Raw genomic sequence first — 12624 nt, 5'->3', positions numbered from 1 at the left:
GAACGGTCATTGTGATTATAGAAGGTTTTGCACCATGAGTCTTGCCCTGGAAAATTCCGCCCGATCGGGCCACGGTATTCTGACCAAAGGCATCGATGCGGCCATTGATACCGCCTTGGCGGATAAAAGACTGGTCGGAACTGTGGTCCTGATCGCCCGGGACGGCGAACCGGTCTATCGCCGCGCCGCCGGTCTGGCGGATCGTGAAAACAGGGTGGCTATGCAGGAGGACGCCATCTTCCGTCTTGCCTCCGTCACCAAGCCGATCGTTACCATCACCGCCATGCGGCTCATCGAACAGGGCCGCATCGGGCTTGACGATCCGATCACCAAATGGCTTCCGGATTTCAGGCCAAGGTTGCCTGACGGTGGCGAGGCGGTGATCCGCATCCGGCATCTGCTGTCCCATACATCCGGCTTGGGCTACGCATTCTCGAGTAACGAAAATGACCCCTACATCCGCGCCGGCGTGTCGGACGGGCTCGACCAACCCGGCCTGCCGCTTGCGGAAAACCTGCGCCGTCTTGGGAGCGCTTCCCTGCGTTTCGCACCCGGCGAAGGCTGGGAATATTCGCTCGCAATGGACGTGCTCGGCGGCGTCATCGAGAAGGAAACCGGCGGCGTTCTCGGCGATGCGGTTGCGGAGCTTGTCACGAAGCCGCTCGGTCTCTCCGACACCGCCTTCTCCGTCCGCGACCGCAGTCGCCTAGCTGCCGCCTATGTAAATGGCGCGTCGGAGCCGCAACGGATGGAGGAGGAGGCGCTCGTGCCGATCCTCGATAGCACGATCCGCTTTGCGCCGGACAGGATATTCGATCCCGGCTCCTACCACTCCGGCGGCGCGGGCATGGCTGGAACCGCGGATGACATCCTTGCCATTCTGGAAGCGATACGGAAAGGCGGCGCACCGCTGCTGTCGGCCGATACGGTGAGGACGATGATGACCGATCAAGCCGGCGGCCATATGCAGCCGCTGCAAGCCGGTTTCGGCTTCGGCTACGGCTGGTCCGTCGTTACCGATCCTGTCGCGGCACAGGCCCCCTTCTCCGCCGGCACGATCAAATGGGGCGGCGTCTACGGCCACAGCTGGTTTGTCGACCCTGCGGAAAAGCTGACGGTCGTGGCGCTTACCAACACCACGCTCGAGGGCATGTGGGGCCAGTTCACCATCGATCTTCGCGATGCGATCTATGCAGCAATCTAGCTGATATTAACATGCCAAACAAAAACCCGGCGATTTCGGTCGCCGGGTTTTGTATTTCATCAAACTTGAAGGAGCTCAGTCCTTCTTGACCGGCGGTACCGGACGGATGGCCAGTTCGCGCAGCTGCGTCGGCGTTGCGGCCGAGGGAGCGCCCATCAACAGATCCTGTGCCTGCTGGTTCATCGGGAACAGCGAAATCTCGCGCAGGTTCTTGGCACCGACCAGCAGCATGACGATACGGTCGATACCGAAGGCAGCACCACCATGCGGAGGCGCGCCATACTGGAAGGCGCGGTAGAGACCGCCGAAACGCTCCTCGACATCCGCCTGGCTGAGGCCGACCTTTTCGAAAGCGGCGACCATGGTTTCCGGCGACTGGTTACGGATCGAGCCCGAAGCAATCTCGAAGCCGTTGCAGACGGCGTCGTATTGGAAAGCCTTGATTGTGAGCGGATCCTGGTTCTGCAGCGCCTCGAGGCCACCTTGCGGCATCGAGAACGGGTTGTGCGCAAAATCGACCTTCTTTTCTTCCTCGCTCCATTCGAAGAACGGGAAGTCGACGATCCAGCAAAGCTCGAAGCGATCGCGGTCGACCAGGTTCAGCTCCTCGCCGGCCCTGGTGCGGGCTTCGCCGGCAAACTTGTAGAATTTGGCGGGATCGCCGGCGACGAAGAAGCAGGCATCGCCGTCATCGAGACCGAGCTGGGTGCGGATCGCATCCGTGCGCTCCTCGCCGATGTTCTTGGCAAGCGGGCCGGCGCCTTCGAGCGTCTCGCCCTCCTTGCGCCAGAAGATGTAGCCGAGGCCCGGCTGACCCTGGCTCTGCGCCCAGGCGTTCATGCGGTCGCAGAAAGCTCTGGAGCCGCCGGTCTTGGCCGGAATCGCCCAGACCTGAACCTTCGGGTTCGAGGCGATCATGTTGGCGAAGACCTTGAAGCCGGAGCCGGCGAAATGGTCGGTTACCGCTTCCATGACGATCGGGTTGCGCAGGTCGGGCTTGTCGGAGCCGTATTTGCGGATCGCCTCGTCATAGGGAATGCGCGGCCATTCCTTGGTGACCGGCTTGCCGTCGGCGAACTCTTCGAACACCTGGGTCATCAGAGGGGCCATCGTGTCCCACACGTCTTCCTGCGTCACGAAGCTCATTTCGAGGTCGAGCTGGTAGAATTCGCCCGGCAGACGGTCGGCACGCGGGTCTTCGTCGCGGAAGCACGGCGCGATCTGGAAGTAACGGTCGAAGCCCGCAACCATCAGGAGCTGCTTATATTGCTGCGGCGCCTGCGGCAGTGCGTAAAACGTGCCGGGATGAATGCGGCTAGGTACCAGGAAGTCGCGTGCGCCTTCCGGCGACGAAGCTGTCAGGATCGGCGTGGTGTATTCGGTGAAGCCCACTTCGCCCATATGACGGCGCATGGAGGAGATAACCTGCGTGCGCTTGACGATGTTCCGATGCAGCGTTTCGCGGCGAAGGTCGAGGAAGCGATACTTGAGACGAACGTCTTCCGGATAGTCCGGCTCGCCGAAAACCGGCAGCGGCAGTTCCTTGGCGGCCGACAGCACTTCGATCTCCTGAGCATAAAGCTCGATCTCGCCGGTCGGCATGTTCTTGTTGACGGTGTCTTCCGTACGAGCCTTCACCAGACCGTCAATGCGGACGACCCATTCGCCGCGAACGGTCTCGGCAAGCTTGAAGGCCGGAGAATCCGGGTCGGCAACGACCTGTGTGATGCCATAGTGATCGCGCAGGTCGATGAACAGCACGCCGCCATGATCTCGGACGCGATGAACCCAGCCGGAAATGCGGACGGTCGAACCGACGTCGGACTTGCGCAGGGCGGCGCATGTGTGGCTGCGATAACGATGCATAATATATATCCTGGACTTGGCGGGCGGCGGCGCAAGGACACGCAGACCCCTCGCCCGCCGACGAGAAAATCGGGCGGAAAAGCGCATGGTGCGCCCGATTTGTCAAGGCTCGAACTCCGGAAGTCGGCTTAAAGCTGCTTCATCCGCCACGCATATCGGCATCCGCAAGTAGCCTCTGCGGCAGTTTGGCTACCCCGATGCTATTGCTGAACATCGAGGTCAACTTTAAACAGGCATCCATAGATCTTCGCCCCGGAGCATGACATGCCGATCCTCACCCGCCGCAATCTCCTGAAAGCTTCAGCCGTTGCCGGAGCCTATGGCGTTGGTCTCGGCATTGCCGGGAAATTTGCGGGCAAGGCGGCGGCGGCCGAGCCGCTCACGTTGAAGACGGCCAAGATCGAGGCTAATCTGACGAATGGCGGCGCGACCAGGAATGTGCTCACCTATGGCGACAACGGCACGCCGCCGGTCGTGCGCATGAGAAAGGGCGAGGCCTTCGCGACCCGGCTCATCAACGGCATAGACGATCCGACGACCATCCACTGGCACGGCATTCGCCTTCCGAATGCCATGGACGGCGTGCCGTTCCTTACCCAGCCCTATGTCTATACCGGCGATCACTTCGACTACGCCTTCACTCCGCCCGATGCCGGCACCTTCTGGTATCATCCGCATTGCAACACGCTGGAGCAGATGGGCCATGGCATGACCGGCGTCATCGTCGTCGAAAATCCCAAGGATCCGGCGTTCGATTCGGAAGTGGTACTCAATCTGCGCGATTGGCGTCTGGGCGGAGACGGACAGTTCATCGCGCAGTTCCGGCCTCGCGATGCGGCCAAATCCGGCACCTACGGGACGGTCCGGACCGCGAACTGGCAGCAGCAGCCGCAATATGACGCCCCTTCCGGCGGCCTGGTGCGCCTGCGCATCGCGATCACCGACGTCACGCGCATCTATTCCTTCCGCATGGACGGCGCAGAGGCGACCGTGATCGCGATCGACGGCAATCCGGTGCCGCAGCGTTTTCCGCTCGATCTGCTGCAGCTCGGACCGGGACAGCGGCTGGAGCTAGCCGTGCGCATGCCCGACAGAGAAGGCGCAATCGTTAAGCTCGAAGATATCAAGGGCACCGATCCGAAGGTGCTGGCAATGCTGCGCGCGGTCGGCAGCTCGCTGAAGCGCGATGTCCGCGATCTGGCGTCGCTGGAAGACAATCCCGTGCAGAAGGCCGATCTTGGCGTGGCAATACATATCCCGCTCATTCTCAGCGCCACGGCGGAAAATACAGCCGACAACAGCATCTGCGGTTCGCTCGGCTACAGCTTCTGGGCCATTAACAAGGTGCCGTGGCCCGGCGACACTCCCGATCCGACTGCGCCGCTTGCCGAACTCAAGCTCGGCAAGAGCTATGTCATCGACATGGAAAACGTCACCCCGCACAGCCATCCGATCCATCTGCACGGGATGAGCTTCACGGTTCTGTCCTCCTCGACGCGGCAGGTACAGCCATTCGTGTCGGACACCTATCTGATCCAGCCGGATGAAAAGGTTCAGCTCGCTTTCGTCGCCGACAATCCCGGCGACTGGCTGCTGCATTGCCACATCATCGAGCATCAGAAGACGGGCATGACCAGCTACGTGCGTGTGGCATAAGCAGCAACAAACGGCGCTGACACCTATCCGGTTGCGACCGAAGCGCCATTCGCTTCCATTAATTTCAGCCAAAAGCGAAATGCGGCAAAGGCTTTGCTCGCGAAAGTATTGACATATCCGGCTGAAAGGAGAAGGAAGTTAAACAACTATTTTACCGATGAATGTGTTGAGATGATCGAAACTACCGCCCAATTGGAGGCGGCCTGCCAAGAGCTGGCCAAGTCGGAATTTATTACCATCGATACGGAATTCCTGCGAGAAACGACCTTCTGGCCGGAGCTGTGTCTGATACAGATGGCAAGCCCAACGACCGAGGTGCTGGTGGATCCGCTGGCCAAGGGTCTGGATCTCGCGCCGTTTTTCGAGCTGATGGCCAATTCTTCGGTTCTGAAGGTATTCCACGCCGCGCGCCAGGATATCGAAATCATTTTCCATCGCGGCAACCTCATTCCGCATCCGATCTTCGATACGCAGGTGGCGGCGATGGTCTGCGGCTTCGGCGATTCGGTTTCGTACGATCAGCTCGTCAGCCGCATCAAGAGCGTCCATATCGACAAATCCTCGCGATTTACCGATTGGAGCCGGCGTCCCCTCTCGGAAAAGCAGCTGGACTATGCACTGGCCGACGTGACCCATCTGCGAGACGTCTATCTCTCGCTCGATGAGCAACTGAAGCGCGAGGGGCGCGCATCCTGGCTGCAGGAGGAAATGGCAATCCTCGAGGCACGCGAGACCTACGATCTGCATCCCGACGACGCCTGGCAGCGACTGAAGATGCGGCTGCGCAAGCCGCAGGAACTCGCAGTTCTGAAATATGTGGCCGCATGGCGCGAACGTGAGGCGCGTGCCCGCAACGTGCCGCGCGCCCGCGTGCTGAAGGATGACGCGATCTATGAGATCGCCCAGCAGCAGCCAAAGGACAGCGAGGCGCTGGCGCGGCTGCGCACCATCCCCAAGGGCTGGGAGCGTTCGGCCGCCGGTGCGGCTGTGCTCGAGGCGATCAATGCGGCGCTGGCATTGCCGAAATCGGACATGCCGCATCCGCCGCGCCATCAGCAGGCCCCGGAAGGCACCGCCGCCGCCTCGGAACTGCTGAAAGTGCTGCTGAAGCTCATCGCCGAAAAGCATGGCGTCGCACCGAAAGTGATCGCCAACAGCGACGATCTCGACAAGATCGCCGCCGAAGGAGAGAAAGCCGATGTGGCGGCCTTGACCGGCTGGCGGCGCGATCTTTTCGGCGAGACGGCCCTGCAGCTGATCCAGGGCCAGGTGGCTCTGCGCTTCGTCGGCAAGCGGATCGAGACCGTCACCCTCTAGCGGCGACATTATCCTTCCCCAATCCCTTGCAATTGCGTATGATTCGCGGAGCGTTACGGCGGCTGCAATCACGATTGCGCCGCAAATCTCGTGGAATGAACGTCTGATGTAATCGTTCTATTCGATGACGTTCCGGTTTGCCGACGCAATTCCGCGTCGATGACAGGCGTCGCTTCTCGGCGGAAAAATGAATGGGCGTTCTCCATTCGATACGCAACTGGATCCTGATATCGCTGCTTGTCGCCTCGACCGGCGTGATCTACGGCAAGATATTCTTCCCGCAATCGCCAATGTATATCGGCGCGATCTTCGCCGTGTTCTGCGGCATGCCGCTGCTCGCCTTTGAACGCCGCATGATCCTGCCGCGGCTAAACGTCTGGATGCATCGCCTGCCGACGCCTGCCTTTATTCTTTCGGCTCTCATCGTCGATTTCATCCTGATGAGCGTCGGCTATGCCATGGCGGGCAGTCTTTTGAAATTGCTAGGCCTGGTCGAAGCGTCATGGAAAGACGTGACGGTACTGAAGATAGACGTCTACATCTATGCCGTTCTGGTGACCGCCGTCATCATCTTCATCGGCCGCGTGCGGGAACTGCTCGGCCGCGACGTCTTCCTCAGCCTGCTGACCGGCCGATACCGCAATCCGGTGCAGGAGGAACGCGTCTTTCTGTTCATCGATCTCGTCGGCTCCACTGCCTTTGCGGAAGAGCACGGCGACCTCAAGACACAGGAATTCCTGGGCGCAGTGTTCGGCGCCATAGCGGAGCCCGTACGGCGGCACAAGGGCGCGATCGACGATTATATCGGTGATGCCGCCATCATCACCTGGCCGCTTCGCCGCGGCGTGAAGAATGCCAATTGCGTGCGCTGCGTCTTTAATATCCTCGACGATATCGAAAAGAACGCCGAGACGTGGCTGAAATCCTATGGCAGGGTGCCGCGTCTGCGCGCCGCTTTGCATGGCGGCAGCATCGTGACGGGCGAAATCGGCGTCGACCATCACAAGATCGCCTATTTCGGCGACACGGTGAATACCACCGCAAGGCTGGAATCGCTCTGCAAGACGCTGGAACGCCAGGTGCTGATTTCGAGCGATCTTGCCAGACAGCTCGAGCTGCCCGAGGCGATCATCAAGGAAGAGCTCGGCGAGCATGCCGTTCGCGGCCGCGATCAGCCTCTCGGCGTGATCGCGCTTCATACGCAGAGCCGAGAAGTTCTCAAGACGGTCCGCGGCAGATTGTAAGCAATGCAAAATACTGGCTGCATTTTCAGATCGATGCTCGTCTGAGCTTCACACCTTATAGGTTGTCCACAGTCACCAAATCTTCACCTGAGCGTTAATTCGCCGACATGGCTCGCCTGCTAAGCCGGATCGTTTTCGCCACTCCTCGCCAACAAGGTGACATGATGACCCGAATCCTTTCCGCCTCCACGGCACTCTTCCTTCTGCTTGCCGCCTCGGCCCAGGCCGAGCAGCAATTCAAGGCAAAGCTCGTGGGACAGGCCATCCTCCCGGCCAACACGATCGCCGACGCGCCTGCGGACGCGCCCGACTTCCTGAAGACATCCGGCAAGTTCACCACGCCGGACCGCAAGCGCACTGATGCGCCCGGCACGGTGCCCGGCAAGGACGGCGCCCGTGTCACCGACCTGAAGCTGCCCTTCGCCGGTCAGCCGATCCAGGGCTTTTCCGGCATCAAGACCATGCCGGACGGAACCTTCTGGACGCTCTCCGACAATGGCTTCGGCTCCAAGCAGAACTCCTCGGATGCGATGCTCTTCCTGCATCAGCTCAAGTTCAACTGGGATAGCGGCAAGGTCGAGGTCGTCAAGAACCTGTTCCTCTCCGATCCGAACAAGAAGGCCCCCTTCCCGATCGTTCTCGAAGGCGCCGAAAAGCGCTACCTGACCGGTGCCGATTTCGATATCGAATCGATCCAGCCGGTTGCCGACGGCTTCTGGATCGGCGACGAATTCGGGCCTTATCTTTTGAAGTTCGATACGAACGGCCAGCTGACCGACGTCTTCGCGACGGCGCTCGACGGCAAGCCGGTCATGTCTCCCGACAATGCCCTGCTGCAGCTGCCCGGCAACCCCACGCAGAAGATGCCGGCCTTCAACCTGAAGCGCTCGGGCGGCTTCGAGGGCCTTGCCATGTCGAAGGACGGCTCCAAGCTCTATGGTCTGCTGGAAGGTCCGATCTACAAGGATGACGGCCAGATGGAGAGCGTCGACGGCAAGACGGCCATCCGCGTCATCGAATTCAACGTCGCCTCCAAGAGCTGGACCGGCCGCAGCTGGCTCTATCCTTTCGCGGACAAGGGCGTCTCGATCGGCGACTTCAACATGCTCGACGAAACGACGGCCTTGGTCATCGAACGCGACAACGGCGCCGGCACGAAGGACAAGGCTTGCGCCGATCCCAAGCAGCCGAAGCCGGATTGCTTCGAGGCCCCGGCCGAGCTGAAGCGCGTCTACAAGATCGAGTTCAGCGATGCCAATGTCGGCAAATCCGTTCGCAAGATCGGCTACATCGACCTGCTGCGCATCGAAGATCCCGATCACAAGCGCCGCCAGGGCGGCGGCGAAGGCTTCTACAACATGCCGTTCGTCACCATCGAGAATGTCGACCGCGTCGATGCCACGCATATCATCATCGGCAACGACAACAACCTGCCCTTCTCGGCGGGCCGCGCCGTCGACAAGGCCGACGACAACGAATTCAGCCTTCTCGAAGTCGGTGATTTCCTGAACGCGAAGTGAGCCGCGACAAAATCGCCTCTCCCTGCCATGCGGGGAGAGGCTTCAGACCTATTGGAAACAGCCAGATTTATTCAAAGCAGAAGGCCAGCCGGCGGTTCGTCAGCTTGCCGAGCTGCTGCAGGCGCCCGTCCAGCCTCTCGCCGGCAAAATCGTGATATTCTGCGGGAACGACGAATTCGAGATCCAAATCTGGATTTGTCGAGCGGCGGAACGACAGGTTGCGCACGATACCGGGCATCGACGCCGAGAAGAGGTAGACGACACGCAGCAAGCCACCGAGCAGCTTGGCCCGCTCAAGGTAGAGTGGGGTGGCGATCGTCGCCAGCGGTTCTGTCTCCCCGTCGTCGTTCAATCCTTCGAAACGATAGTAATTGGCAAGCGCAATGAAGGCGCGGCCGGCATGGGTGATGCCGACGAAGGATGTATGGGCGATGATGTTCAATGCCTGCAAGCCGCGATAATCCGGATGCGCGCGCCAGCTGATATCGGCGAGCAGGCATGCGGCCTGGCGATAGCGGCTTTCCTCATCGGTTTCGGTGATCCCGAAGAACGGCATCATCCGCCCGGTCCAATCGGCCAGTTCACGGGCATGCTCCGGCGAGCGGGCACGCAGGATGGCTAGCTCACCGGCGGCGACGAGCAGCGGATCGCTGTTACGCTCCGCTTCGGTCAGCAGCGAGTAGAGATAGCCCTCGCGAACGCCCTGTGCGGAAAAGGAGATAACCGATGGCTTCATGGCCGTCAGCACTTCGCGCATGGCGACTGCGCCGAAGGGCAGCAGCGAACGGCGATGCTTGGAAACCGCCTGCAACGCCGGGTCCTTTGAATCCTTCGATTCGACGATCTGATCCAGGAAGCGCAGCATCTCGTCGAGCTGCACTTCATAACCCTGCATCATATGCAGCGGATATTTGCGGATTTCCATGTGCAGCTTGGCGACGTTTCGCCATGTGCCGCCGACCGCATAGAACGTCCGGCCTTCGCCCTTGCTCAACAGCTTTGCCGTCTTGACATGCTTGCGCGCGAAGCTACGTGCCTTTTCGATCGAGCCGCCGGCATATTCGGAAAGGCGCAGGCCACCGAGCGGCAGCGTAATGCCCTTGCCGATGTCCCGGTCCTTGATGTCGATCAGTTCCAGCGAGCCGCCGCCGAGATCGCCGGCGATCCCGTCCGGATGAAAGAAGCCGCTGACGATGCCGAGCGCGGAGAAGCGCGCCTCTTCCTCGCCGGACAGCACGCGCACCTTGCGCTGCAGGATGGCCTCGGCCTGATGAATGAAATGCGGGCCATTGCTGGCCTCGCGCGCTGCGGCTGTCGCCAGCACATAGATGGTGGAGGCGCGCGCCTGATCGGAGAGCGCCTTGAAGCGATGCAGCGCGGCCAGCGCCCGCGCCACGCTTTCCTCGTCCATCTTTCCGGTCAGCGCTATGCCCTTGCCGAGGCCGCATAGCACTTTCTCGTTGAAAAGGATGGTCGGAGACCGCGAATGGCCTTCATAGACGACAAGACGGACCGAGTTCGACCCGATATCGACAACGGAGACAGGGGCGATACCCGGAAGACGCCCCTGGGCTTCTGATTCAACCATGCAGGTCCAATTTATTTGTTGCGGCCCGACAGCAGCCCAGCGATGAGTTTCGGTGCACTGGATTTCAAGGCTTCACCACGGCCCGACAGGCTGGGATTGGTCATGAAATACTGCTGCGCATTAAATGGCTCTTTTCCCTGGCGCACTTCTATGCGCCGTGAAGTCCCGTCCGGCAATATCTCGTAGCTTTGCTGATTGTCAATGATATTGCCCAGCATGATCTGTGAAAGCACCTGTTCGTGCACGGTCTTGTTGGTGAGCGGGACAAGGGTTTCGACGCGGCGGTCAAGGTTTCTCGGCATCATGTCCGCAGAGCCGATATAGACCAGCGCCTTGTCGGACGGCAGACCCTGGCCATTGCCGAAACAGAAGATGCGGCTGTGCTCAAGGAAGCGGCCGATGATGGACTTGACCCGGATCTTTTCCGAAAGACCTGATACTTGCGGACGCAGGCAGCAGATGCCGCGCACGACAAGATCGATTTCGACGCCGGCGTTGCTGGCGCGATAGAGGGCGTCGATGATGTCGGGATCAACAAGCGAGTTCATCTTCATCCAGATCGCCGCCGGGTGGCCGCTCTTGGCGAACTCGATCTCTCCCTCGATATGCTCGAGGATGCGAGTGCGGAGCGTGTAGGGCGAAACCGCGATCTTCATGTCGTGCTCCGGCTCACCATAGCCGGTGATGAAGTTGAAGATGTTCGCCATGTCGTGGGCGATCTTCGGATCGCAGGTGAAATAGGACAGGTCAGTATAGATCTTCGCGGTGACCGGATGGTAGTTGCCGGTGCCGAGGTGGCAATAGGTGCGCAGCTTGGCGTCTTCACGGCGCACGACCATCGACATCTTCGAATGAGTCTTGAGCTCGATGAAGCCGAAGACGACCTGTACGCCGGCGCGCTCCAGATCGCGCGCCCAGCGAATGTTCGCCTCTTCGTCGAAACGGGCCTTCAGCTCCACCAGAGCCGTGACCGATTTGCCGAGATCGGCCGCGTCGATCAGCGCGCGCACGATCGGGCTGTCGTTCGACGTACGATAGAGCGTCTGCTTTATCGCCAGAACGTCAGGATCGCGCGCAGCCTGGAGAAGGAACTGGACCACCACGTCGAAGGATTCGTAGGGGTGGTGGACGACCATGTCCTTTTCGCGGATGGCGGCGAAACAATCGCCGGCATGTTCGCGGACGCGCTCAGGAAATCGGGCATTGTAGGGCTCGAAGCGAAGGTCGTCCCGCGGGGCCTTACAGATTTCCGAGAGCGTGTTGAGCGCGAGCAGGCCGGGCAGAACCGCGATGCGGTTTTCCGGAACGTTCAGCGAGTCCACCACGAACTGGCGAAGCTCCAGCGGCATTTCGGAATCGGTCTCGATGCGGATCACGGAACCGCGGCGGCGGCGCTTCAGCGCGGTTTCGAAGAAGCGCACCAGGTCTTCGGCCTCTTCCTCGACTTCAATATCGCTGTCGCGGATGATACGGAACGTACCCGAACCCTGCACTTCGTAGCCGGGATAGAGCCGATGAATGAAGATGTTCACCACATCTTCCAGCGTGATGTAGCGGATGACGTTGCTTGCATCCGGCAGGCGCACGAAGCGATCCAGCGCCGGCGGCAGACGCAGCAGCGCCGTCATGGGTTCGCGGCCGTTCATGCTCTTAAGCTGCAGCGCGATCGAGAAGCCGAGGTTCGGGATGAACGGGAAAGGATGCGCCGGGTCGATGGAGAGCGGCGTCAGGACGGGAAAAATCGCCTGTTCGAATTCGGTATGGAGCCACTGGCGATCGGCATCGGAAAGGGCCGCCGGGCGGACGATCAGAATATCTTCCTTGGCGAGATATTGCTGCAGGACGGCGAGCGAGGCTTGCTGCTCCATCTGCAGGTTGTCGATCTCGCGCAGGATGTCGTCGAGCTGCTCGGCTGGTGTCTTGCCGTCGGGCGTGCGCACCAGGATCTTCTGGCGAACCTGGCCTTCGAGGCCGGCGACGCGCACCATGAAGAATTCATCCAGGTTGGCGGCGGAGATGGACAGAAAACGAACGCGCTCCAGCAGCGGATGGACGGTGTTCAACGTTTCTTCTAGGACGCGACGATTGAACTGCAGCCAGGAAAATTCGCGGTTGATGAAGCGCTCGGGGCTAGTCAGCAGCTCGCTGACGGGAAGTGCGGCCTCTGGGGCTTCCTGGTTGGCGTCCTGATGTTCCGTGAGTGCCGAGTCCATGTTCCACCTACCCTCT

8 protein-coding genes are annotated in these 12624 nt (G+C 60.6%); 5 read left to right on the top strand and 3 right to left on the bottom strand.

The genetic code is table 11. The features are described 5' to 3' along the window. Positions 1-34: 34 nt before the first annotated feature. Complete coding sequence (locus tag HGP12_RS22790; RefSeq protein WP_168842174.1) at positions 35-1204, top strand: serine hydrolase domain-containing protein; 1170 nt, start codon at positions 35-37, stop codon at positions 1202-1204. A 75-nt stretch (positions 1205-1279) separates the two neighbouring features. On the opposite strand, the gene aspS is transcribed toward HGP12_RS22790, so the two are convergent. Continuing rightward, positions 1280-3070, bottom strand: coding sequence for an aspartate--tRNA ligase (gene aspS, locus HGP12_RS22785; RefSeq protein WP_168842173.1), 1791 nt, complete (start codon positions 3068-3070; stop codon positions 1280-1282). A gap of 264 nt (positions 3071-3334) precedes the next feature. On the opposite strand from aspS, the gene HGP12_RS22780 reads away from it, so the two are divergent. The 4 genes from HGP12_RS22780 to HGP12_RS22765 all read left to right on the top strand — a co-directional run bounded on the left by HGP12_RS22780 (position 3335) and on the right by HGP12_RS22765 (position 8807). After that, positions 3335-4726, top strand: coding sequence for a multicopper oxidase family protein (locus HGP12_RS22780; RefSeq protein WP_168842172.1), 1392 nt, complete (start codon positions 3335-3337; stop codon positions 4724-4726). Between the two features lie 171 nt (positions 4727-4897). After that, a complete protein-coding gene (rnd, locus tag HGP12_RS22775) occupies positions 4898-6043 on the top strand; it encodes a ribonuclease D (RefSeq protein ID WP_168842171.1) in 1146 nt (381 codons plus the stop codon). Positions 6044-6234: 191 nt separating this feature from the next. Further along, entirely contained in the window at positions 6235-7287 is a 1053-nt protein-coding gene (locus HGP12_RS22770; RefSeq protein WP_168842170.1) for an adenylate/guanylate cyclase domain-containing protein, read from the top strand. Between the two features lie 164 nt (positions 7288-7451). Beyond that, on the top strand, positions 7452-8807 hold the full coding sequence (locus HGP12_RS22765) for an esterase-like activity of phytase family protein (protein WP_168842201.1): 1356 nt from the start codon (positions 7452-7454) through the stop codon (positions 8805-8807). 67 nt (positions 8808-8874) lie between these two features. Here the strand turns inward: HGP12_RS22765 and ppx are convergent, their stop codons facing one another. Together ppx and HGP12_RS22755 are read right to left on the bottom strand one after the other, a co-directional pair. Continuing rightward, a complete protein-coding gene (gene ppx, locus HGP12_RS22760) occupies positions 8875-10395 on the bottom strand; it encodes an exopolyphosphatase (protein ID WP_168842169.1) in 1521 nt (506 codons plus the stop codon). 11 nt (positions 10396-10406) lie between these two features. Further along, positions 10407-12608 (bottom strand): RNA degradosome polyphosphate kinase, encoded by a 2202-nt coding sequence (locus tag HGP12_RS22755; protein ID WP_168842168.1) that lies wholly within the window; start codon positions 12606-12608, stop codon positions 10407-10409. Positions 12609-12624 lie beyond the last annotated feature (16 nt).

Origin of the sequence: Rhizobium sp. P28RR-XV (assembly GCF_012641385.1) — a bacterium.
Taxonomy (GTDB): Bacteria; Pseudomonadota; Alphaproteobacteria; order Rhizobiales; family Rhizobiaceae; genus Rhizobium.
This window is presented reverse-complemented; position numbering and strand designations above follow the sequence as displayed.

Coding starts and splice junctions, on each gene's coding strand:
- rnd (WP_168842171.1), top strand. CDS start 4,898: ATGATCGAAACTACCGCCCAATTGGAGGCGGCCTGCCAAGAGCTGGCC.
- HGP12_RS22770 (WP_168842170.1), top strand. CDS start 6,235: ATGGGCGTTCTCCATTCGATACGCAACTGGATCCTGATATCGCTGCTT.
- HGP12_RS22765 (WP_168842201.1), top strand. CDS start 7,452: ATGACCCGAATCCTTTCCGCCTCCACGGCACTCTTCCTTCTGCTTGCC.
- HGP12_RS22790 (WP_168842174.1), top strand. CDS start 35: ATGAGTCTTGCCCTGGAAAATTCCGCCCGATCGGGCCACGGTATTCTG.
- aspS (WP_168842173.1), bottom strand. CDS start 3,070: ATGCATCGTTATCGCAGCCACACATGCGCCGCCCTGCGCAAGTCCGAC.
- ppx (WP_168842169.1), bottom strand. CDS start 10,395: ATGGTTGAATCAGAAGCCCAGGGGCGTCTTCCGGGTATCGCCCCTGTC.
- HGP12_RS22780 (WP_168842172.1), top strand. CDS start 3,335: ATGCCGATCCTCACCCGCCGCAATCTCCTGAAAGCTTCAGCCGTTGCC.
- HGP12_RS22755 (WP_168842168.1), bottom strand. CDS start 12,608: ATGGACTCGGCACTCACGGAACATCAGGACGCCAACCAGGAAGCCCCA.